At 72.6% G+C, this 21,414-nt stretch carries 17 protein-coding genes and 1 pseudogene; 9 read left to right on the top strand and 9 right to left on the bottom strand.

The genetic code is table 11. The features are described from left to right. Positions 1–149 precede the first annotated feature (149 nt). The 5 genes from mmuM to ACWDAK_RS24835 all read left to right on the top strand — a co-directional run bounded on the left by mmuM (position 150) and on the right by ACWDAK_RS24835 (position 6,499). The gene (gene mmuM, locus ACWDAK_RS24855; protein WP_427396202.1) at positions 150–1,079 is read left to right on the top strand and encodes a homocysteine S-methyltransferase; all 930 of its coding nucleotides are present in this window, start codon (positions 150–152) and stop codon (positions 1,077–1,079) included. 122 nt (positions 1,080–1,201) lie between these two features. Beyond that, a complete protein-coding gene (locus ACWDAK_RS24850; RefSeq protein ID WP_344640031.1) occupies positions 1,202–1,966 on the top strand; it encodes an IclR family transcriptional regulator in 765 nt (254 codons plus the stop codon). A gap of 358 nt (positions 1,967–2,324) precedes the next feature. Further along, entirely contained in the window at positions 2,325–3,044 is a 720-nt protein-coding gene (locus ACWDAK_RS24845) for an MIP/aquaporin family protein (protein ID WP_344640032.1), read from the top strand. A gap of 147 nt (positions 3,045–3,191) precedes the next feature. Beyond that, positions 3,192–4,706, top strand: a complete 1,515-nt coding sequence (gene glpK, locus ACWDAK_RS24840) for a glycerol kinase GlpK (RefSeq protein ID WP_344640033.1) — start codon at positions 3,192–3,194, stop codon at positions 4,704–4,706. Positions 4,707–4,903: 197 nt separating this feature from the next. Next, positions 4,904–6,499, top strand: a complete 1,596-nt coding sequence (locus ACWDAK_RS24835; RefSeq protein ID WP_344640034.1) for a glycerol-3-phosphate dehydrogenase/oxidase — start codon at positions 4,904–4,906, stop codon at positions 6,497–6,499. 415 nt (positions 6,500–6,914) lie between these two features. Here ACWDAK_RS24835 and ACWDAK_RS24830 read toward each other — a convergent pair whose 3' ends face one another. Together ACWDAK_RS24830 and ACWDAK_RS24825 are read right to left on the bottom strand one after the other, a co-directional pair. After that, the gene (locus ACWDAK_RS24830; protein WP_344640035.1) at positions 6,915–8,321 is read right to left on the bottom strand and encodes a GntT/GntP/DsdX family permease; all 1,407 of its coding nucleotides are present in this window, start codon (positions 8,319–8,321) and stop codon (positions 6,915–6,917) included. Positions 8,322–8,462: 141 nt separating this feature from the next. Continuing rightward, positions 8,463–8,993, bottom strand: coding sequence for a gluconokinase (locus ACWDAK_RS24825; RefSeq protein WP_344640036.1), 531 nt, complete (start codon positions 8,991–8,993; stop codon positions 8,463–8,465). Positions 8,994–9,131: 138 nt separating this feature from the next. Between ACWDAK_RS24825 and ACWDAK_RS24820 the strand changes: the two genes are divergently transcribed. Further along, on the top strand, positions 9,132–9,827 hold the full coding sequence (locus tag ACWDAK_RS24820; protein WP_344640037.1) for a FadR/GntR family transcriptional regulator: 696 nt from the start codon (positions 9,132–9,134) through the stop codon (positions 9,825–9,827). Positions 9,828–10,154: 327 nt separating this feature from the next. After that, positions 10,155–10,409 carry a hypothetical protein gene (locus ACWDAK_RS24815; protein WP_344640038.1) on the top strand — a complete coding sequence of 85 codons (255 nt, stop codon included), beginning with the start codon at positions 10,155–10,157 and terminating at the stop codon, positions 10,407–10,409. Positions 10,410–10,634: 225 nt separating this feature from the next. Here ACWDAK_RS24815 and ACWDAK_RS24810 read toward each other — a convergent pair whose 3' ends face one another. Continuing rightward, positions 10,635–11,723: an NADH:flavin oxidoreductase/NADH oxidase gene (locus tag ACWDAK_RS24810; protein ID WP_344640039.1), complete on the bottom strand. Its 1,089-nt coding sequence runs from the start codon at positions 11,721–11,723 to the stop codon at positions 10,635–10,637. Positions 11,724–11,839: 116 nt separating this feature from the next. Between ACWDAK_RS24810 and ACWDAK_RS24805 the strand changes: the two are divergent. Continuing rightward, positions 11,840–12,178 (top strand): annotated as a pseudogene (locus ACWDAK_RS24805) (ArsR/SmtB family transcription factor); the annotation flags it as partial. Between the two features lie 100 nt (positions 12,179–12,278). Here ACWDAK_RS24805 and ACWDAK_RS24800 read toward each other — a convergent pair. The 6 genes from ACWDAK_RS24800 to ACWDAK_RS24775 form a co-directional block, all read right to left on the bottom strand. Continuing rightward, positions 12,279–12,407 carry a DUF6126 family protein gene (locus tag ACWDAK_RS24800; RefSeq protein WP_344640040.1) on the bottom strand — a complete coding sequence of 43 codons (129 nt, stop codon included), beginning with the start codon at positions 12,405–12,407 and terminating at the stop codon, positions 12,279–12,281. Further along, positions 12,404–12,760: an ArsR/SmtB family transcription factor gene (locus ACWDAK_RS24795; RefSeq protein ID WP_344640041.1), complete on the bottom strand. Its 357-nt coding sequence runs from the start codon at positions 12,758–12,760 to the stop codon at positions 12,404–12,406. The genes ACWDAK_RS24800 and ACWDAK_RS24795 overlap by 4 nt, the downstream gene beginning before the upstream one ends. Before the next feature lie 2 nt (positions 12,761–12,762). Then, positions 12,763–12,960 (bottom strand): hypothetical protein, encoded by a 198-nt coding sequence (locus ACWDAK_RS24790; protein WP_344640042.1) that lies wholly within the window; start codon positions 12,958–12,960, stop codon positions 12,763–12,765. A gap of 197 nt (positions 12,961–13,157) precedes the next feature. Continuing rightward, positions 13,158–17,717 carry a hypothetical protein gene (locus tag ACWDAK_RS24785; protein WP_344640043.1) on the bottom strand — a complete coding sequence of 1,520 codons (4,560 nt, stop codon included), beginning with the start codon at positions 17,715–17,717 and terminating at the stop codon, positions 13,158–13,160. Positions 17,718–17,780: 63 nt separating this feature from the next. Beyond that, on the bottom strand, positions 17,781–18,653 hold the full coding sequence (locus ACWDAK_RS24780) for a hypothetical protein (protein ID WP_344640044.1): 873 nt from the start codon (positions 18,651–18,653) through the stop codon (positions 17,781–17,783). A 124-nt stretch (positions 18,654–18,777) separates the two neighbouring features. Then, the gene (locus ACWDAK_RS24775) at positions 18,778–20,310 is read right to left on the bottom strand and encodes a hypothetical protein (RefSeq protein ID WP_344640045.1); all 1,533 of its coding nucleotides are present in this window, start codon (positions 20,308–20,310) and stop codon (positions 18,778–18,780) included. Between the two features lie 190 nt (positions 20,311–20,500). Here ACWDAK_RS24775 and ACWDAK_RS24770 point away from each other — a divergent pair, with 190 nt between their 5' ends. Next, positions 20,501–21,145: a hypothetical protein gene (locus ACWDAK_RS24770; protein ID WP_344640046.1), complete on the top strand. Its 645-nt coding sequence runs from the start codon at positions 20,501–20,503 to the stop codon at positions 21,143–21,145. The last annotated feature ends 269 nt before the right edge of the window (positions 21,146–21,414 follow it).

Genomic DNA, 21,414 nt, shown 5'->3' with positions numbered 1-21,414 from the left:
CAGCGGTGGGAGCGGCCCGGAGCGCGGCAGGAACCGGAGGGGCGGCGGGGCGGGCGGAGACGGGGCGGGATCCCGGCGGGTGGGCTGGTGGGTGGGGCTGACCTGGGGCGTCCTAGAGTGCAGACAGTTGGCACTGTCAGGAGGTCGCCGTGTCCGCCACTCCCCCCGCCGCCCCTTCGGGCGGCTTCGCCGCCGCGCTCGCGGCCGGTCCGCTGGTGCTCGACGGCGGGCTGTCCAACCAGTTGTCGGACGCCGGGTACGACCTGTCGGACGAGCTCTGGTCGGCGCGGCTGCTCGCGGACGATCCGGCGGCCCTCACCGGTGCCCACCTGGGGTACTACCGGGCGGGCGCGAGCGTGGCGATCACGGCCAGCTACCAGGCGAGCTTCGGGGGGTTCGCCCGGCACGGGGTCGGCCGGGCGGCGGCCGGGCGGCTGCTGGCACGGAGCGTCGAACTGGCCCGGGAGGCGGCGCGGCAGGCCGAGGTGGGGCGGCCGCTGTGGGTGGCGGCGTCGGTGGGTCCGTACGGTGCGGTGCTGGCGGACGGTTCGGAGTACCGGGGCGGGTACGGGCTGAGCGTGGCGGAGCTGGCGGCGTTCCACCGGCCGAGGCTGGAGGCGCTGGCGGCAGCCGGTCCCGATGTGCTGGCGGTGGAGACGATCCCGGACACCGACGAGGCCGAGGCGGTGCTGGGTCTGCTCGACGGGCTCGGGGTGCCCGCGTGGCTGTCGTTCAGTATTGAGGGGGAGCGGACCAGGGCCGGACAGCCGCTGGCGGAGGCGTTCGCGCTGGCGGCCGGGGTGCCCGAGGTGCTGGCGGTCGGCGTGAACTGCTGCACCCCGCAGGACGCGGACCGGGCGGTGCGGCTCGCCGCCGAGGTGAGCGGCAAGCCGGTGGTGGTGTACCCGAACAGCGGGGAGCGCTGGGCCGACGGCGGCTGGCGGGGCGAGCCGACCTTCCGTCCGGACCGCGTGGCGGGCTGGGTTGCCGACGGCGCGCGGCTGGTCGGCGGCTGCTGCCGGGTGGGCGAGGCGCAGATCTCGGGGCTCGCGCACGCCGTACGCGCCCTGCGGAGGTGATTGCACACCCGGTGAAGCCGACCGCAACTCCGGGGAAACGTGCGCGCCCGGCCATCGGCCTGGCAGACTCATGGCGATACCACTCGGTCGACAATGTCGACCGTCAGTCAGCGGAGGTGAACATGCCCGGCCCGATCCAGTCGCTCTCCCGGGCCGCCGCGATCATGCGCCTGCTGGCCGGCGGTGAGCGTCGGCTCGGCCTGTCCGAGGTGGCCACGGCGCTCGATCTGGCCAAGGGGACGGCGCACGGCATCCTGCGTACCCTGCAGCAGGAGGGTTTCGTCGAGCAGGATCCGGAGAGCGGTAAGTACCAGCTGGGCGCGGAGCTGCTGCGGCTGGGCCAGAGCTATCTGGACGTGCACGAGCTGCGCGCCCGCGCCCTGGTCTGGGCCGACGACCTGGCCCGGGCGGCCGGTGAGACGGTCTATCTCGGAGTGCTGCACCAGCAGGGTGTGCTGATCGTCCATCACGTCTTCCGGCCCGACGACACCCGCCAGGTGCTGGAGGTCGGCTCGATGCAGCCGCTGCACAGCACCGCGCTGGGCAAGGTGCTGATGGCCTACGACCCGGTTGCGCGCGGGGAGTTGGGCGTGGGCCCGTTGGAGTCGTACACCCTGCGCACCCTGACCGAGCTGGCCGACGTGGACGCGGAGTGCGCGCTGATCCGCGAGCGCGGCTGGGCGGACTCGATCGAGGAGACCTGGGAGGGCGTGGCCTCGATCGGTGCACTGATCCAGGACCGGCGGCGCAATCCGGTCGGCGCGGTGTGCATCAGCGGCGCGGTGGAGCGGGTCTGCGAGGACGGCTTCGTCCGGCCCTCGCTGGTCGCCTCCGTGCGCAGCGCCGCACGGGCGATCTCCCGGGACCTGGGCGCCGGTCGCTTCTGACCCCGCACTCCCCCATCACTGCGTGTCGAAGCGCGGACAGGCTGGAGCCTGTCCGCGCTTCGTCGTTCTGTCGGGTTTTCGCGTCATTTGCGGCCCGACTTCCGGGGGGTCGGCCGATCACTGCGAGTGATGGATCACAGGAGTATCACCCCGTCTTGACGTAGGGGCGACGGGAGGTGGAAGCTCTTCCGCATGGCGGTCGACATTGTCGAACGGCGTCCGTGAGAACCGGAACGCCACCGTCGGGGTGCGGCCCAGGGACGGGACGCACCCATCCCGTTGCGGACTCCCCCGCCGCGACGCGCCCTCCCCCACCTGCTCCGGGCAACACGGACGCCATACGGACAAAGGAGTCTCAGTGTCCGCCTTCTCCAACGGCGACATCTTCGTCGGCGAAACCCTCGGCACAGCCGCCCTGATACTGCTCGGCGGCGGCGTCTGCGCCGCCGTCACGCTGAAGAAGTCCAAGGCCCTCAACGCCGGCTGGCTCGCCATCACCTTCGGCTGGGGCTTCGCGGTCATGATCGCCGCGTACATGGTCGCCCCCAAGTCCGGCGCTCACCTCAACCCGGCCGTCACCCTGGCCCTCGCCGTCGACAGCGGCGACTGGAGCAAGGTGCCGGTCTACCTCGGCTCCCAGCTGCTCGGCGCGATGATCGGCGCCGTGCTGGTGTGGCTCACCTACTTCGGCCAGTTCCAGGCCAACGAGGAGCCCACGCTCGGCATCTTCTCGACCGGTCCCGAGATCCGGAACCCGGTCCAGAACCTGCTCACCGAGATCATCGGCACCCTGGTGCTCTGCATGGCGATCCTCACCCAGGGCCTCACCAAGGGCATCGGCCTCTCCGGCATGGGCGTGCTGATCACCTCGTTCACCGTGGTCGGCATCGGCCTCTCGCTCGGCGGCCCGACCGGCTACGCCATCAACCCGGTCCGCGACCTCGGCCCGCGCATCGTGCACTCGCTGCTGCCGATCCCGAACAAGGGCGGCTCGGACTGGTCGTACGCCTGGATCCCGGTGGTCGGTCCGGTCATCGGCGGTCTGCTCGCCGGTGCTCTGTACCACGTCGCGTTCTGACCTCGCCCCCGAACCACGCCGGGTTTGCCCCGCACCCGCTGACGGGGACTGAGACTGCGTCACCCGCACCCGCCCGTCACCCTCCACCCTTCCGAGGGCGCGCTCAGCGCGGCACCCCTTGGACCACTTACTCAGCCGAGGATCCCAATGACTGCCAACTACATCGCCGCGATCGACCAGGGCACCACGTCCAGCCGCTGCATCATCTTCGGCGCCGACGGCCGGATCGTCGCCGTCGACCAGCAGGAGCACAGCCAGATCTTCCCGCAGCCGGGCTGGGTCGAGCACGACGCCGCCGAGATCTGGACCCGAGTGCAGTCCGTGGTCCGCGGCGCGCTGGAGAAGGCCGGTCTCACCAAGGACGACATCCGCGCGATCGGCATCACCAACCAGCGCGAGACCACCGTCCTGTGGGACAAGAACACCGGCGAGCCCGTGCACAACGCACTGGTGTGGCAGGACACCCGCACCGAGGCGCTCTGCCGCGAGCTGGGCCGCAACGTGGGCCAGGACCGCTTCCGCCGCGAGACCGGCCTGCCGCTGGCCAGCTACTTCGCCGGCCCGAAGATCCGCTGGCTGCTGGACAACGTCGAGGGCCTTCGCGAGCGCGCCGAGCGCGGCGAGATCCTCTTCGGCACCATGGACACCTGGGTCATCTGGAACCTCACCGGTGGTGTCAACGGCGGCAAGCACGTCACGGACGTCACCAACGCCAGCCGCACCATGCTGATGAACCTGCACACCCTGGAGTGGGACGAGAAGATCGCCCAGTCCATGCAGGTGCCGATGGCCGTCCTGCCGGAGATCCGCTCCTCCGCCGAGGTCTACGGCCACGCGGTCGGCGACCTGGAGGGCGTGCCGGTCGCCTCGGCGCTCGGTGACCAGCAGGCCGCGCTGTTCGGCCAGACCTGCTTCGACGAGGGCGAGGCCAAGTCGACCTACGGCACCGGCACCTTCCTGCTGCTGAACACCGGCGAGAAGATCGTCAACTCCTACCACGGCCTGCTGACCACGGTCGGCTACCGGATCGGCGACCAGAAGCCGGTCTACGCCCTGGAGGGCTCGATCGCCGTCACCGGTTCGCTGGTGCAGTGGCTGCGCGACCAGCTCGGCATCATCTCGACCGCCGCCGAGATCGAGACCCTCGCCAACACCGTCGAGGACAACGGCGGCGCCTACTTCGTCCCCGCCTTCTCCGGCCTGTTCGCCCCGTACTGGCGCTCCGACGCCCGCGGTGTGATCGCCGGTCTGACCCGGTACGTCACCAAGGGCCACCTCGCCCGGGCCGTCCTGGAGGCCACCGCCTGGCAGACCCGCGAGGTCGTCGACGCGATGGAGAAGGACTCCGGCGTCGAGCTCACCGCCCTCAAGGTCGACGGCGGCATGACCTCCAACAACCTGCTGATGCAGAACATCGCCGACGTCCTGAACGCCCCGGTCGAGCGCCCGTACGTGGCCGAGACCACCGCGCTCGGCGCCGCGTACGCGGCCGGCCTCGCGGTCGGCTTCTGGCCGGACCTGGACACCCTGCGGGCCAACTGGCACCGCGCAGCCGAGTGGACGCCGCGCATGGACGACGCCACCCGCGAGCGTGAGTACAAGAAGTGGCTCAAGGCCGTGGAGCGCACCATGGGTTGGGTGGAGGAAGACGAGCAGGACTGAACCGAAGCCGGTCGGGGCGCCACGCCCCGGCCGGCCATCGGCGCTTCATCGGAAGCCTCGCCCGGGGCCGCCGACGGAGCTTCATCGCAAGGGAACCGGCCGTGACCAAGGCCGGTCCCCCCGGCCTCCCAGCAGAGGCCGCACCGCACACCGAGAGGAGACACGGCGCCGCCCGCACCGCGCGCCGTACACACACCATGGCAACCATTCCGACCCTGGGCGCCGAGCGCACCGCCGGACGCACCGCCTCCCGCGCCGAGACCCGTGAGCTGCTGGGCAAGGCGACCTACGACCTGCTGGTGATCGGCGGCGGCATCCTCGGCACGGCCGTGGCCTGGACCGCCTCGCAGGCGGGTCTCAAGGTCGCCATGGTGGACGCGGGCGACTTCGCCGGTGCCACCTCCAGTGCCTCCTCCAAGCTGGTCCACGGCGGTCTGCGCTACCTGCAGACCGGTGCGGTCAAGCTGGTCGCCGAGAACCACAAGGAGCGCCGGGCGCTGGCCACCGACGTGGCGCCGCACCTGGTCAACCCGCTGACCTTCTTCGTCCCCGTCTACAAGGGCGGCCCGCACGGCGCCACCAAGCTCGGCGCGGGCGTCTTCCTGTACTCCGCGCTGTCCGCCTTCCGTGACGGCATGGGCCGGGTCTCCACCGCCGCGCACGCCGCCCAGCAGGTGCCCGCGCTGCGCACCGAGGGCCTGCGCTCGGTCGCGGTCTACGGCGACCACCAGATGAACGACTCGCGGGTCGCCGTGATGACGGTCCGCGCCGCCGTGGACGCGGGCGCCGTGGTGCTCAACCACGCCGAGGTGACCGGTCTGCGCTTCACCGGCGGCCGGGTGACCGGTGCCGAGGTCCGCGACCGCCTGGACGGCAGCGAGTTCGGTGTGAACGCCCGCCTGGTGCTGAACGCGACCGGCCCGTGGGTCGACCACCTGCGCAAGATGGAGGACGCGGGCGCCGCGCCCAGCATCCGCCTGTCCAAGGGTGCGCACGTGGTGGTCAAGCGCCGCAGCCCGTGGCGTGCCGCGCTGACCATCCCGATCGACAAGTACCGCGTCTCCTTCGCCATCCCGTGGGAGGACCACGTCCTGCTGGGTACCACGGACGAGGAGTACACCGGTGACCCGCGTGACGTGCGCGCCACCGAGGCGGACATCGACCAGATCATGGGCGAGGCCTCGCACGCGATCCGCGACGAGCACCTCGACCGCGACCTGATCACCTACTCCTTCGCCGGTCTGCGTGTGCTCCCCGGCGGCCCGGGCGACACCGCCGCCGCCAAGCGCGAGACGGTCGTCACCGAGGGACGCGGCGGCATGCTGTCGGTCGCCGGCGGCAAGTGGACCACCTACCGGCACATCGGCCGCACCGTGCTGGAGAAGCTGGCGCACGTCTCCGGCACCGGCCTGGCGGACGACATGTCGCCGATCGCCCGCACCGTTCCGCTGCCGGGTGTCGGCACCCCGAACGCCGTCGCGCACCGCCTGCTGATCGACCGCGAGCCGGGCTCGCGGATGGACCCGCTGGTCGCCAAGCACCTGGCCAGCCACTACGGCACGCTCTCCTTCGAGATCGCGCGTCTGATCGCCGATAACCCCGAGCTGGGCGAGCCGATCCACGAGGACGGCCCGGACGTCTGGGCGCAGGTTGCCTACGCCGCCGACAGCGAGTGGGCGTACACCGCCGACGACGTGCTGCGCCGCCGCACCACCATGACGGTGCGCGGCCTGGACACCCCGGAGATCCGGGACCAGGTCGAGGCCTTCCTGTCGAAGCGCCGACAGGGCTGAACGCGGCAGGGCCGTATGCCCAGGGGCTCGGGCGCGGTGCTCTGAGCCACCAGTCGAAGGGCGGGTACCCGGAAGGTGGGTACCCGCCCTTCGGCGCGCCCGGGACGTTGTCGGATCGACACACGGTCACATGTCGGATGAGCCAGCTGCGGGATGTCGGATGGGCGGATACTCCGATGTCGGATGAGTGGACCGTCCGACGTCAGATCGACCGACCGTACGTCTTCAGACGAGTGGATCGTCCGACATCGGATGAACGGCCGGTCCGGCCTCGCCGGCCGAGCGGCACAGGTCCAACGGTCTGCTGTGATTGCCGCGCGGGGACGGTCGGTTCGGACCGCCGGGGCGGACGGCGCGAAGGTCCGCTCACCGGGCCGGCCTTGCGCCCCGTCGGGACGTCTCCGGCGGTGCGGCGCTAGACGACCAGGCTGAGCGGGAGGATCAAGGCGATGGCGACCACCGAGATCACTGTCTCCATGATCGACCAGGACTTCAGCGTCTGGCCGACGCTCATCCCGAAGTACTCCTTCACCAGCCAGAATCCGGCGTCGTTGACGTGCGACAGGAAGAGCGAGCCGGCGCCGATCGCGAGCACCAGCAGGGCCGCGTGGGTACTGGACATGCCGGCGGCCAGCGGCGCGACGATGCCGGCCGCGGTGATGGTGGCGACGGTGGCCGAGCCGGTGGCGAGGCGGATCAGTACGGCGATCAGCCAGCCGAGCAGCAGCGCCGAGATGTGCCACTTGCCGGACCAGGTGCTGACCACGTTGCCGACGCCGACGTCGATCAGGGTCTGCTTGAAGCCACCGCCCGCGCCGACGATGAAGACGATGCCCGCGATCGGGCCGAGCGACCTCTCGACGGTGCCTGCGATCCGGGCCTTGTCGAAGCCGGCGGCCTTGCCGAGGGTCAGCATGCCCAGCAGTACGGCTGCGAGCAGGGCGATCAACGGGGAGCCGACGAAGTCGACGAAGCGCTGGATGCCGGCCTTGGGGTCGTCGACCACCACGTCGGCGAGGGCCTTGCCGAGCATCAGCACGACGGGCAGCAGGATGGTGGCGAGCACCGCACCGAACCGCGGAGTGCGCTCGGGGCGCTCGTTCTCCCGCGGGGTGGTCTCGGCCGGGAGACTCAGCGGGCCGACCCAGCGCTCGGCGAGGCGGGAGAACAGCGGACCGGCGACGATCAGGGTCGGCACGGCGATCAGCAGGCCGAGCGCGAGGGTCACCCCGAGGTCGGCCTTGAGTGCGTCGACGGCGACCAGCGGACCCGGGTGCGGCGGCACCAGGCCGTGCAGCACGGAGAGTCCGGCCAGCGCCGGGATGCCGATCCGGATCACCGGGACGCTCGCCCCGTACGTGAGCGGCGCCCGTCGGGCGACCAGCAGCACGATCGGGACCAGCAGCACCACACCGACCTCGAAGAACAGCGGCAGCCCCAGCACGGCCGCGATCAGTGCCATCGCCCAGGGCAGCAGCCGCTTGCCGGAGCGGGCCAGCACGGTGTCGGCGATGATGTTCGCCCCGCCGGAGTCAGCGAGCAGCTTGCCGAGCATCGCGCCCAGGCCGATCAGCAGGCCGACGCTGCTCACGGTGGCGCCGAAGCCGGTGACGAAGCTGGTGGTCAGCTTGTCGAAGGGCGCTCCGGCGACAGCGGCGAGCAACCCGGAGCCGAGCGTCAGCGCGAGGAAGGGGTGCAGCTTCAGCTTGGTGATCAGCAGCACGATCACACCGATGCTGAGCAGCACGGCTGCCAGGAGTTGGCCGTCACTGCCGGTGTGCGGCAGGGCCGGTGGGGCGGCCGCGAGGAGAGTGGGGGTCACGCGAGGTCTCCATTGACGGGCTCCAGCCGCCCGGGTCCGGGGCGTGCCGCCGCCCGGAGCGGCGGATGACCGGGGACGAGGGGGTGCGGGAGCGGAAGGCGTGCGAAGCGGGTCAAGAACGCCCGGGGGCGGGCGGGCGAGTCACAGCAGTTCCTCGGCCATCTCGACGAGTTGTGCGGGCGTGTGGGTGACGTCCAGTACCGCGCCGCGCTCGTCCGGCTGCAGCGGTTCGAGGGTGGCGTACTGGGAGTCGAGCAGTGAGGGTGGCATGAAGTGGCCGGTGCGGTGGGCGAGCCGGTCCTCGATCAGGCCGTGGCCGCCGCTGAGGTGCAGGAAGAAGGCGTCCGGGCAGTCGGTGCGCAGGATGTCGCGGTACTGCCGCTTGAGCGCCGAGCAGGTGACCACACCGCCGGTTCCCGCCTTGGCGCACTCGCCGAGCCAATCGGCGAGCGCGTGCAGCCAGGGCCTGCGGTCCTCGTCGTCCAGCGGGATGCCAGCCGTCATCTTGGCGATGTTGGCGGGCGGATGGAAGTCGTCGGCCTCGGCGTAGGGAAGGCCGAGCCGCTCGGCCAGCAGCCGGGCGACGGTGGTCTTCCCGACCCCGGAGACACCCATGACGACCACGATGGGCCGGGGGGTGGTCCGGTGCTGGTTCTCGACGCTGAGAGCCATGGGGTAGTGCTCCTGTTCTGCCTGCTCGGGTGCAACCATCACGCAAAGATATGACTTATTCAAGAGGCTGAAACTCAATCGTCATACTTTCTATGCCTGACGATCTACCGCCGGGGCTGCGCCCTCTACCCTGGACGGATGGACATCCAGGGCCTGCCCGGCCGCCTCCTCGCAGACCTCGGACCAGCCATCGCCTCCGGTGAGATCCCGGCCGGCACGGTGCTGCGCAGCGAGGAGCTGGAGGCCAGGTACGGCGTCTCCCGCACGGTGGTTCGCGAGGCGGTGCGGATCCTGGAGTCGATGCGGATGGTTGCGCCCAAGCGTCGGGTGGGCATCACCGTCCAGCCGAAGTCGGGCTGGGACGTGTTCGACCCGATGGTGATCCGCTGGCGGCTCGCCGGGGCGGACCGCTCGGCCCAGTTGCGTTCGCTCGGCTCGCTGCGGGTGGCGGTCGAGCCGGCCGCCGCAGGACTGGCGGCCCGTCACGCCACCGACGACCAGCGGCGCGAGCTGAGTGCGCTGGCCGTCGAGCTGACCGTCACCGCCCGTGCAGCCGATCTGAAGACCTTCCTGAAGCACGACATCGCCTTCCACGCGACCATCCTGAAAGCGTCCGGGAACGAGATGTTCGCGCATCTCGGCGACACCGTCGGCGCTGTGTTGACCGGCCGGACAGAGCATCAGCTGATGCCGCACCAGCCGAGACCGTACGCGGTTCGGCTGCATCGGGAGGTGGCGGACGCGATCTGCGCGGGCGACGCGGAGCTGGCCGAGCAGTCGATGCGCACGATCGTGGTGGGGGCGCTCGAGGAACTGGACGCCACCCTGGGCTGACCGTATCCGCCTGGTCGCCTGCCCGTTCTTGCCATGGTCCGGCGGTTTTCGGGCATGACCGGCGCGGAACGGGGCAAGGTGTCGCTCGGGTGGCGCACGGCGCGCCGTCGACAGGACGGCGCGTCATCCGTACCGGGGGCGTGTCCGCCCCCGCCGGGGGTGCGCCATTCTTGCTCGCGGCGCATCGCGTGCACGAGGGGCGCATCGTGGCGAGGAGTGCGCCAACTCGGTTCTCGGTCGCCGTTCGTCCGCGCCTTGGGGGTCTGGATGTCCGCTGCACGCCGTCGCCTACCGGACGAGGTACGGTCGGCCGCCGTTCGGGCCTGGATGAGTCTCTCGTGCACCCTGGTCACGCTGATGGTGGCGACGCTGGCCTCGTACGCGGGGAGTTGGCTGCTGGCGCCGGCGCTGCTGGCCACCGGCGTGGGTGTGTTCGCCACCGCTTGGTGCCTGTTGGAGATCTTCATCTCGCGTCAGATCGCGGCGCAGCGGATGAGCAGGCCCAACTCGGCCTCGCCGATGTCCGGAAGCCGCTACGCGAAGCGGCGCCCGGACAGGAGCCGGGCGCCGCTGCAGTACTGATCCGGGCGTCGGCCGTGGATCGCGCCGGGGCGCGGGGAACGGTCCGTTCGGTCGGGGGAGCTGGCCGCACGGATCCCCCGACCGAACGGACAGCGTGCCAGCGCGTTCACCGAAGTGCGCTGCGGCGGCGGATGGCTGACCGCCGCGCCCCTCACGGTAGGAGCAGTGCTGCACCTGGATCGCCCAACTGCGGTTCAGCCACCGATGGTTGGCCCCCTCAGTCGCTCAGCGCTTCAGCACGTAGCCATACTGGACCGGCCAGTCGGGGGTGACGCCGAGCCGCTGGGCCGCGTGGAGCGGCCAGTAGGGGTTGCGGAGGAGTTCGCGGCCGAGGGTGATCACGTCGGCCTTGCCGCTGGTGAGGATCTCCTCGGCCTGGACGGGGTCGGTGATCAGGCCGACCGCGCTGGTGGCCAGGCCGGTGGCCGCGCGCACCTGATCGGCGAACGGCACCTGGTAGCCGGGGCCGACCGGGATCCTGGCGTCGGGGACGAGCCCGCCGGAGGAGGCGTCGAGCAGGTCCACGCCGGCCGCCTGGAGTTCCTTGGCCAGCAGGACGGTCTCCTCGGGCGTCCAGCTCGGCCGGTCGTCGACCCAGTCCGTGGCGGAGACCCGGAAGACCACCGGCAGTTCCTCGGGCCACACGGCGCGGATCGCCGCGACGACCTCCAGCGCGAACCGGGCGCGCCCGGCGAAGTCGCCGCCGTAGCCGTCAGTGCGGTGATTGCTGAGCGGAGAGAGGAACTCGTGGATCAGGTAGCCGTGGGCGCCGTGGATCTCGGCCACTTGGAAGCCCGCCCCCAGCGCCCGCTTGGCGGCGTCGGCGAAGGCCTGGACCAGCTCCTGGATCTCGTCGACCGTCAGCTCGTGCGGCACCGGCCCGCCGGCGGAGAAACCGATCGGGGACGGGGCGACCGTCTGCCAGCCGAGCCCGTCCGCCGGGAGCGGCGCACCGCCTAGCCAGGGCCGGTCGTGCGAGGCCTTGCGCCCGGCGTGCGCCAGCTGGATGGCGGGCACCGAGCCGTGCTGCTTGACGAGTGCGGCGACCCGGGCGAGCTGCTCCTGCTGCCGGTCGTTCCACAGGCCCAGGTCGTAGGGTGTGATCCGCCCGTCGGGGCGCACTGCGGTGGCCTCGACCATCACCAGTCCGGCCCCGCCGGCCGCGCGGGTGGCCAGGTGTGCGAGGTGGAAGTCGGTGGCGACACCGGCCTCGGGCCCCTCGGGGGCGGCCGAGTACATGCACAGCGGTGCCAACCAGATCCGATTGGGGATGGTCAGCGATCGGAGGGTGATCGGCTCGAAGAGTGCACTCACGGCTGCTCCTAGGACGGACGCGCAGGGGTTCATGGAGACACTCGTACGATATCTCTCGTAGTACGACACCTGTCAAACTACTATTCCTCTCGTACTATCGAGGAGTGACCGAGACCATCGCAGCCACCGGAGACCAGGCCGTACTGCCGGAGCCCACCTGCGGGGAGATCCGCCTGGAGGCGGTGCTGCACGCCCTCGCGGACCCGGTACGGCTGCAGATCGTCACCGAACTGGCGGTCAACCGGCACGAGATGGCCTGCCAGGCGTTCGGCCTGCCGGTGAGCAAGTCGACCACCACCCACCACTTCAAGGTGCTGCGCGAGGCGGGCGTGATCCGCCAGTTCCGCAGGGGGACGGCCCGGATGAGCATGCTGCGCACGGAGGATCTGGAACCGCTCTTCCCCGGCCTGCTGGACGGCGTGCTGAACGCCGCGCTGGCCCAGCGGGCCCGCGTGGAGCAGTGTCCGGACGGCGGGGCGGTCGGAACGGGTCCCGGCGAAGCGGGGACGGCCCGGCGAGGCGGCCTGAACGGTCCCCGTAGCGCGCCCGAGGGCGTCAGCGCTTGCCGAGCGTGAAGAGCAGGATCATGAAGCCCGCCCAGATGTGGGTCGCCGCGATGTAGATCAGCGCCCTGGTCAGCATCGCCTTGCGGCGGCTCTTCTCCTCCGCCTTGGCGTCCGTCATCGGTGGGCTCCCTGGGGTTCGGCGGCCGCGCCGCCGCGCAGCTGGGCGAGCAGTGTGCCCTGGTCGGCGAGCAGGGCGGTGAGGATTCGGCGTGCGGCGCCGAGCAGCTCCGCCACGTCGGGGGTGCTCAGCTCGTACACCACGGTGTTTCCCTCGCGGGTCGCGGTGACCAGCTGGGTGCGGCGCAGCACGGCGAGCTGTTGGGAGAGGCTGGATGCTTCGATGTCGATCTCGGTGAGGAGTTCGCGAACCGGCCGCGGGCCGTCCTGGAGGAGTTCGAGAACGCGGATCCGGACCGGGTGACCGAGGGTGCGGAAGAACTCCGCCTTGGCCTGGTACAGCGGTACCGGCATGCTCAGTCCTCGTCCCCTACGTCGTCGTCCGGCTCGTGCGGAACCGTGATGCTGTGGCGGGCGGCGATGCGGAGCAGCCCGGTGATCCGGCCCCGGTACGCATCGATCCCGTCCTCGTCCCCGGCCTCGCGGGCTGCCGCGAGGTCCAGCCTCGCCTGGGCGAGCTGGTCGCGCAGTTCCTCGGCGAACACGTCGGTCACGCGTACAGGATCTATGAATGTGAAGAATTCTTCAAGCCGATCGCCGGCCTCCTGACCGCCGCTCCGGACACCGCTTCCCGCCCACCGGAGCGGCGGCACCCCAGTCCCGCCCGAGTCGCGCAGCAGCAGGGGCATGGAGCGCCGTGAACGGCTCTCCATGCCCCTGTCGCTGCAACTCCTCACCGCTGGGAAGTCGTTCAGACGGTCGCCGGCTCCGCGGGCCGCTTGAACATCCGGGTCGCGGTGATCTCGCCGTGAATGGTGGGGCCCTCCGGGTCCTGGGGGGCCGGGAGGCCGGGGCGGAGGTGCTCCTCGACGGAGATGTACTTGAGGCCGGCCCGCAGGTCGGCGTCGTTGCGCAGGCGGATGACCAGCGGGAACTCGGCCAGCGCCGTGGTGTCGAACAGACCGGTGGTGTAGATCAGCTGGACGCCCAGGGCGTCGGCCACCGCGCGCTGGAGCTCCAGCAGGTAGGTGGCGTTGGCCCGGCCGATCGGGTTGTCCAGGAAGAGCGTTCCGGCGTGCCGGAGCTGGGACTGGCCGCGGTCGTTGGCGCGCAGCGCGGCCATCGTGCAGTAGAGCGCGATGGCGGCGGTGAGCAGCTGGCCGCCGGAGAACACGTCCGACATCTGGCCGACGCCGACGCGTTCGGCGCGCAGTACCGCGTCCGGCTTGAGGATCTCGACGCTGACGCCCTTCGGACCGATGGCGGCGGCGACTCCGCGCAGCAGCAGGGACATTCCGTCCCGGCGCAGGTCGGAGTTCTTCTTGACGGCGGCGCGGGTTGCCTCGTCGATGACCTCGCCGAGGCGTTCGACCAGCACGGCGTGGTCCGGGTCCTCGAAGCGGATCCGCAGGAACTCCTGGCCGGACCACTCCCCCAGGCCGTCGGGCAGCCGGGACAGGCGCTGGGCGGCGCGCAGGGTGGCCAGCGAGCTCTCCACCAGGCCGCGCAGGCGGTCCACGATGGAGCCCCGGTTGCGTTCCAGCTGCGCCAACTCGTCGCTGAGGACGCGCAGTCGGGGTGCGAAGGCGGCGGCCCATGCGGCCGCGTGGTCGGGCAGCGTGGCGGCCGGGAGTTCGCGGATCTGCTGGCGGGCGGGGGTGCGCACGGCCTCGTAGCGAGCGGCGTTGGCGTGCCGGATCAGGGCGTCGGCGGCGTCGCGGACGGCGAGTTCGGCGGCGCTCAGCTCGGTGGCGGCGGCGCGCAGGCTGCGACGGGTCTCGGTGGCGGCGCTGCGGGCCTCGGCGAGGCCGCCGAGGTACGGGTCCGAACTCTGCTCCGTCTCCTCGGGGTTGTCGCGCAGGCCGTCGCGGAGCCCGGCCGCAGCCTCGTCGAAGTCGGCGGCGGCGCTCTGGGCGGCGTCCAGGGTGCGCTGGAGGTCGGCGTACTCGAGGCGGGCCGTCTCCACCTGCTCGCGGCGCTCGGCCAGCAGCGAGGTGGCGGTGCGCAGCAGGGTCTGGGCGTGCTCGGGGTCGGTGGGGACCAGGTCCTCGGGCAGTTCGGTGTGGCACTCGGCGCCGTCGGCGGGGGCGGAGCGCTCGACCTCGCCGCGCAGGCGGCCGAGTTGCTCGCTGGCGGTGGCGGACCGGGCCTCGATGGTGGCGACCAGCCCCTCGGCCCGCGCGGCGGCGGCCTGGCGGGCGGGGCCGTCGGCGCCGTCGGGGCTGGAGAGCAGTTCCTCGGCGCGGGTGCGGACCTTGTTGGTGAGGCGGTCGAGCTCGGCGGCGGCCGCGGCCTCGTCGCCTTCGGCGCGGGCCTGTTCGGCACGCAGGTCGGCGCCGACACCGACCTTCTCGTAGAGCTGGGAGGCGGCTCGGTAGGCCTCGCGCAGGGCGGGCAGCGAGGCGGGGGCCTCGTCGGGTTCGATGATCTCCGTGCCGGCGGAGATCTCGGCGCGTTCGGCGCGCAGGGTGCGGGCGGTGCGGCGGGCGTCGTCGGCGGCGCGCTGAGCGGCGCGGCGGTCCTCGTCGCAGGTGCGGGCGCGCTCGGCGCAGGCGGCCTGGCGGCGGTCGCACTCGGCGGCGTCCTCGGTGAGTTCGCGGCGGCGGCGGGCCCAGTTGGCGCGTTCGCGCAGCCGGAAGGCGAGTCCGGCCAGGGCGTCGGCGCGGCGACGGGCACGCTGGGCACTCTCCCGGTGGTCCTCGTGGATGGCGGCGGCCGCGGCGTGGTCGGTCTCGGCCTCGGCGTGCTCGGCACGCAGGGTGGCGAGTTCGGCGGCGGCGCTCTCGGCGGCGAGGGCAGCGGCCTGGACGGCTTCGGCGAGTTCGGCGAGGGTGCCGGGCGGGCAGCTGGCGTGCCAGGAGGCGAGGCGGGCGGCGAGGGCGCGGTCGTGGCCGAGCCGGGCCGCGAGTTCGCGGATGTGCTCCTCGCGAGCCATGGCGCGGGCGCGCAGTTCGCGGCGCTCGCCGTCGGCGGCGTTCTCGTCGTGCATGGCCGGGTTCGGTGGCACCAGGAAGAAGGCGGGCTCGTCGGTGATCGGGGCGATCAGCGAGGCGGCGGTGCCGACGGCGACGGTGGAACGCGGCAGCAGGGCGGCGTTGCCCAGGGCCTCGCGGGCGCGGTCGAGCGAGTTGGGGTCGGTGACGACCACGCCGTCGACCAGTTCGGGCCGGGCGGCGAGGATCGCCTCGTGGTCGGCCGGGTCGACGGACTGGGCCAGGTAGCGCCAGCCGGGCAGCGCGGGCACGCCGTGCTCACCGAGGTACTCCACGGTGGCGAGCACGTCGGGGCCCGGCGGCAGCAGCCCGCCGTCGCCGAGCGCGGCCAGGATGCGGGAGTCCTCGGCGGCAGCCGTGCGGAGGTCGAAGAGGGTCCGCTCGGCGGTGGCGATGGCCTGGTCGAGTTGCTCGCGCAGGTCGTCGGCGTTGACGTCGAGGACGGCGGGGGTGAGGAAGCCCTCGCCCTCCTCGGCGCCCTCCTGGTACGGCGTCAGGGAGAGCAGGTCGGCGAGGCGCTCCTCGGCGGCGAGCAGCGCGGCGGTCCGCTGCTCGCCGCCCAGGGCGCGGCGGGCGGCGGTGTGCGCGTCGGCGGCCCGGGCGGCGGCGAGTTCGGCCTTGGCGGCCAGGGCCGAGGTCTCCCGGACCCGGGCGGCGGTCTGCTCGGCGGCGGCCCGGGCCTGCTCCAGTGCGCTGGTGGCGGCCTTCTCGGCGTCGGCCGCGAACAGGGCGGCTCGGGCCGGGTCCGGCTCGTCGGCGTCCGCGTCGATCCAGCCGGCCTCGACGGCGGCCTGGGTCTCCTGCTCGACCTCGGCGAGGCGCTGGCGCAGGTGCTCGTCCTCGCTGCGGGCCTTCTGTGCGGCAGTGGCGGCGGCGGTGGCCTCGGCCTGCGCGGCGGCGCCGTCGGACTGCAGCTCCTCGGCGCGCAGCTCCTCCTGGTCGGCGCGGGTCTCGGCGGCGACGGCGGCGCTCTCCAGCGCCCGGGCCAGCGCACCGGCGGCCTTGGCGCGGGCGGCGAGCGCCGGGGCGGCGTCCAGCTCGGCCTCGCGGATCGCAGCGGCGACCCGGGCCACCCGGTCGGCGGCCGCGCGGTGGCGCAGCACCGCCTCGGCGGCCTGCCAGGCGGAGTGCAGCGTACGGGCGTCGGTCAGCTCGCGGCGCAGCGCGGCGGCCTCGGCGGTCGCGGCGGCGAGCCCGAGGGTGGCGTGGCGGTGGGTCAGCTCCGCGACGATCAGGGAGTGCCGGGTGCGGTCGGCCTCGGCGGCGGTGACGGCGCTCGCGGCGGCCGCGACCTCGATGGCGAGGTCCTGGGCACGGTCGCGTTCGGCGGCGGCGCGGGTGGCGAGGGCATGGGCGAGTCGGCGGGTGCGGCGCTCGGCGGTGCGGTGCGTCTCGCGGACGCTCTCCCGGGCGGTGGTGCAGTCGACGATCCGCTGCAGCAGGTCGAGCGAGCCGGCGGTGAAGTCGCGTTCGGCGGTGAGTTCGGCGCGGCGGCCGAGCTTGGCGGCGAAGCCGTGGACCAGGTCGGCGAGGCCGTCGGTGTCGCGGGTGTCGGTGACGGCGCGCAGCAGCAGGTCGGTGAAGTCGGAGTCGTGCTTGACCGCGAAGAGGCCGGCGGCCTCACCCTCGTCGGCATTCATCTCGCGCTGGTAGCGGAAGAGTTCGGGGTCGAGGCCGAGTTCGCCCAGGTGCTCGGTCCAGCGGTCGTGGCCGTCCTCGAAGGTGAGGTCGAGGTACGGGTGCGCCTTGCCGGTCTCGGTGAGGGCGTCGCGGAAGCCCTTCATGGTGCGGCGGCGGCCACGGGCCCTCTGGTCGGCCAGGTTGATCCGCTCGGCGACCGGGAGCGAGTCCAGGGTCAGGCCGGGGCCGGGGCGGAAGGAGTACCAGAGCTCGGCGAACTTGCGCGGGTCGGAGGAGACCTGGCGGCCGCGCCACTCGCTGACCTTGCCGACCACGATCAGCTCGCCGGTGACGGTGTGCTGCCACTCCAGGGCGACGTGCCCGCAGTCGTCGGCGAGCAGGAACTTGCGCAGCACGCCGGAGCTGGCGCCGCCCAGGGTGTTTCGGTGGCCGGGCAGCATCACGGAGAAGATCAGCTTGAGCAGGACGGACTTACCGCCGCCGTTCTCCAGGAACAGCACGCCGGCGGGGGCGGGGCGGCGCTGCGGACCCTCCGGGTCCTCACCGAACAGGCCGATCTGCTGCGGCACGGGCTCGGGCACCGGTTCGCCGACACCGCGCAGGTCGAGCACCGTGTCGGCGTAGCGGGCGCCGGCCGGTCCGATCGAGTAGAGGCGGACCCGGTTGAGCTCGTACATGTGCGGCGGTTCTCCAGTGACGGGGGGTCGGGGTGGTCAGGGTCGGCGGGCGGTGGCGGTGGATCAGAGGGAGTGGAAGGGCAGGCCGGCGTCGGCGACCAGCTCCTCGCTGTCGTCCGCGGGCAGCAGGCTGGCGGTGCCGTCGCTGACGGCGACCACACCGAGTTCCAGCAGTTCGGCCATCGCGGCGCTGCCCGCCAGGTCGCGGACCTGGAGCTGGTAGCGCGCGGTGGTGCGGTAGGTGCCGCCGGAGTCGTCCGAGACCTTCTGCAGGAAGCCGGAGTCGACCAGGAAGAGCACCGCCTTGGAGACGATGCCGATGGTGGAGCCGGCCAGGCGGCGGGCGTCCTTGGTGGCACCCGTGGCGCTGCGGCGGGCCCACACCCGCCAGGCGGACTCCAGGCCCGGTGCGTCGCTGGCCGGGTCGGTGTTGGCGCCCGCGGCCTCGGCCTGCTGTTCGAGCCGTCGGCATGCCTGGCGGACGAAGGCGTCCACGCCGTTGACGCTGACCCGGCCGAGGTAGCCGTCGTCGGACAGGTCCTCCGGGCGTGGGAAGGCCATCGCGGCGATGGCCAGGTGGGCCAGGCCGTGCAGGAAGCGGTCGGTGGACTCGGCGGCGGCGCGGCGGGAGTAGTCGCCCATCCGGACCGCGAAGACGGACTCCTCGGCGGCGGCGACGGCCATGCCCGCGCGCGGGGACACCTCCAGCACCACCAGGCCCATGCCGGTCGCGACGGCGTCGGCGAGCCGGGCGAACGGCGGATCCTCCCGGTGCCGGCGGATCAGTTCGGCGTACTCCGCGTCCCGGGCCGGGAGCAGCTTCGCCTGCAGTCCGAAGGAGACCAGCCGCGCGGCATCGGCCACGTCGGCGGGCGTGATCGGCGCCGGGGCGGGCTCGGGGTCGGGCGCCCAGGTCGCGTCCGGGTGAGTGATCACGGGTGGTGCTCCTTGCGGATGGTACGAGGGAGGACTGGACGGCTTGCGGGGTTCTTCCGGCGCGCGGCCGGCCGGGGTACCGCCGGCGGAGGCTGACGGTGCGCCGATGGCTGGCGGCGAGCCATCAGCTCGCGTCCTTGCGGTCGGCCGCCATGCCGGCGGCGTCCAGCAGGGCGCTGCCGACGATCAGGTCGGCGCCGCCGAACTCCGGGTCGTCCAGCCGGGTGCCGTCGTCGACCGCGAAGAGCAGGCGCTCCTCGCCCTGCCGGTAGGCCGTACCGACCGGCGGGCTAGCCGCGTGCACGGCCAACAGGGCGACCAGGTAAGGAAGTTCCGGATCCTGGCGGCGAGCCTCGGCGAGCAGGCCGGAGAGCCGGCGGGGGGCGTCGGCCGGGAGGTCGAGCAGCTCCAGCGCGGCCTCCAGCTGGGCCTCGGAGAAGCGGCTGTCGTCCGGGGTGGCGATCAGGTCGGGGTCGGGCAGCTCGGCGCCGAGGTGCTCGCGCTCGACGGGCGGGGTGAGCAGCAGGTCGACCAGGTCGGTGACGCGTACCGAGACCGGGGTGCGCAAGCCGATGCCGCGGGTGAAGAAGGCGTCCGTCGGCCGGGTGGCGTCGGCTACCGGCAGGCCGAGCAGCGGGGCGAACAGCTGGCCGTAGAGGTCGATGCCGCTGCGGGCGCTGGGCGCGGCGAAGGCCTGGCGGTCCTGCTCGGCACGGAACAGCGGGCCGGCCTCCAGCAGCCGGGTCTGCAGCTGGGTGTGGCGGCGGATGCAGTCCTTGACGATGTCGACCAGCTCGGCGGCACGGCGCTTGTGCTCCGACCCCTCGGCCTCGTCTCGGGCCTTGCGGATGTTGGTGAGGATCGCGTTCTCGTGCCGGTAGCGGTCGGCGATGTGGTCCAGGGCCTCGTCGATCAGGTCGGGAATGGCCTGCATCCAGTCCACCGCGCGGACGTTGCGCCGGGTGGCCTCCAGGGCGCGGCGCAGCGTCTCGGCGTACTGGACGGTGCGGTAGCGGGCCTGTTCGGCGGCGAGCTGGGCGTCGGCGAGGCGGCCGCGCCTGATCAGCACCTCCAGCTTGACCTCGGCGGCGATCTGAGCGGACGTCACGTCGGTGTCGAGCGCGCCGACCAGGACGTTGACCGCCTCGTCGGTGGTGCGCAGGTAGACGCCGCCGTCGGGGCCCGGCACCTCCTCGATCAGCTTGAAGTCGTAGTCGCGCCTGACGTACCCGCCGTCGGCGGCGAAGGTGCCGTAGACCATGCGGAAGCCGCGGTCGACGCTGCCGACGTTGATCAGCGACTCCAGCACCCAGCGGGCCACCCGCTCGTGCTCGGTGGCGGTGCGGGCGGGGTTCTGCGCGGCGACCCGGGGCAGCAGGCGGGCGAGCACGGTGTCGCGGTCGGCACCGGTGTCGAAGTCCATGTTCAGCGTGACCAGGTCGATCACGGCCAGGCCGATCTCGGCCATGGTGTACGAGCTGTACTCGCCAGCGAGGTTGACCTTGCGGCTGTCGAGGTCGTGCAGCGGGGCCGTGCAGGCCAGTGCCTTGAGCCGACGGGCGAGCCCTTCGTCGGCGGCCGGGCCCGGGGCTGGCCGGGCGGCTGCGGCGGGCGGCCGGAGCTCGGTCTCGGCGCTCTGATCTGCGATGGCGGTCACGGGGGACAAGATTAGAGGTTCGCACCGGCAAGGTCCGAAACGAGTCCGGCCATCCCGGACGCCGGGGACGCGAAAGACGCCCACAGTGAAGTTGAACGCGTTCAATTCCAGGTCTACAGTCGGCTGCGGAGCGGCCGGACGATGTCCTCCGGCCGCCGCTCGGACAGGTTCGGACAGGTGGGGGCTTGGTATGGGAAACCTGGATGGTGCCGCGACGGCCGGCGAGCGGGTACTGCGCGGGGATGGCGGGGACGGCGGGCGCCGGGGCGGGGGTGGTGCGGCCGACTGCGGGGGTGCCGCAGCCGCGGGCAGTGCGGCCGGAGCCGGTGAGCTGCGCCGGATCAGGACCTGGCTGTGGATCTTCGTGGTCTGCCTGGTGCTGAGCGGGCTGACCGCCTTCCCGCTGCAGACCGAGTCACGCTGGCTGGCCGAGCTGATCGGCGGCTCACCGGTCGGCCACGCCTTCCCGGCGGCGACCGCCTGGGCGGAGCGGATCCGCGACGGGCTGGCCGACACCAACGCCCGCTACCCCTTCCTCGCCTACGGCACCGACTGGCTCGCCTTCGCGCACCTGGTGATCGCGGCGGCCTTCTGGGGACCGATCCAGAACCCGGTGCGCAACGTCTGGGTGGTCAGGTGGGCGGTGACCGCCTGCGCCGGGATCATTCCGCTGGCGCTGATCTGCGGCCCACTGCGCGGCATTCCGCTGGCATGGAGATTCGTCGATATGTCTTTCGGCGTGGTGGGCGTGGTGCCGCTGCTGATCGTGCTGCGCGCGATCCGGCGACTCGAGCGGGCGGCCACCACGGCGCCGGGTACCCCACTGACAGCCTGACCGCGCCCCGTCGGCAGCCCGGCCCCTGAGGTGCGGACCGCGGACGGGGCTCGGGGGACGGGGCGCGTGTCCGTCGACGGACGGCGAGTGGCGCCGTGGTGAGCCGGTGGGCCGCCCTCGTACCAGCTTCCGCACAGCGGAGCAGCCCGTGCACCTGGACGGCTATCCATCGGTTGGGGGAGCGCGCGAGGGCCCGTCGCACGCTCCGTCGCCGGGTCACACTCACCCCTGCCACCGGCCAGGCCCTACGATCAACCCGAACAGCGGGC

It is taken from the genome of Kitasatospora sp. NPDC001175 (assembly GCF_053598215.1).
The sequence above is the reverse complement of the archived record's forward strand: the minus strand, read 5'-3'. Positions and strand labels throughout refer to the sequence as shown.

What these genes read in the sequence shown, in the direction of transcription:
- ACWDAK_RS24850 (WP_344640031.1), top strand. Translation starts at nt 1,202, where the DNA reads ATGCCCGGCCCGATCCAGTCGCTCTCCCGGGCCGCCGCGATCATGCGC.
- glpK (WP_344640033.1), top strand. Translation starts at nt 3,192, where the DNA reads ATGACTGCCAACTACATCGCCGCGATCGACCAGGGCACCACGTCCAGC.
- ACWDAK_RS24835 (WP_344640034.1), top strand. Translation starts at nt 4,904, where the DNA reads ATGGCAACCATTCCGACCCTGGGCGCCGAGCGCACCGCCGGACGCACC.
- ACWDAK_RS24825 (WP_344640036.1), bottom strand. Translation starts at nt 8,993, where the DNA reads ATGGCTCTCAGCGTCGAGAACCAGCACCGGACCACCCCCCGGCCCATC.
- ACWDAK_RS24820 (WP_344640037.1), top strand. Translation starts at nt 9,132, where the DNA reads ATGGACATCCAGGGCCTGCCCGGCCGCCTCCTCGCAGACCTCGGACCA.
- ACWDAK_RS24815 (WP_344640038.1), top strand. Translation starts at nt 10,155, where the DNA reads ATGAGTCTCTCGTGCACCCTGGTCACGCTGATGGTGGCGACGCTGGCC.
- ACWDAK_RS24800 (WP_344640040.1), bottom strand. Translation starts at nt 12,407, where the DNA reads ATGACGGACGCCAAGGCGGAGGAGAAGAGCCGCCGCAAGGCGATGCTG.
- ACWDAK_RS24795 (WP_344640041.1), bottom strand. Translation starts at nt 12,760, where the DNA reads ATGCCGGTACCGCTGTACCAGGCCAAGGCGGAGTTCTTCCGCACCCTC.
- ACWDAK_RS24785 (WP_344640043.1), bottom strand. Translation starts at nt 17,717, where the DNA reads ATGTACGAGCTCAACCGGGTCCGCCTCTACTCGATCGGACCGGCCGGC.
- ACWDAK_RS24770 (WP_344640046.1), top strand. Translation starts at nt 20,501, where the DNA reads ATGGGAAACCTGGATGGTGCCGCGACGGCCGGCGAGCGGGTACTGCGC.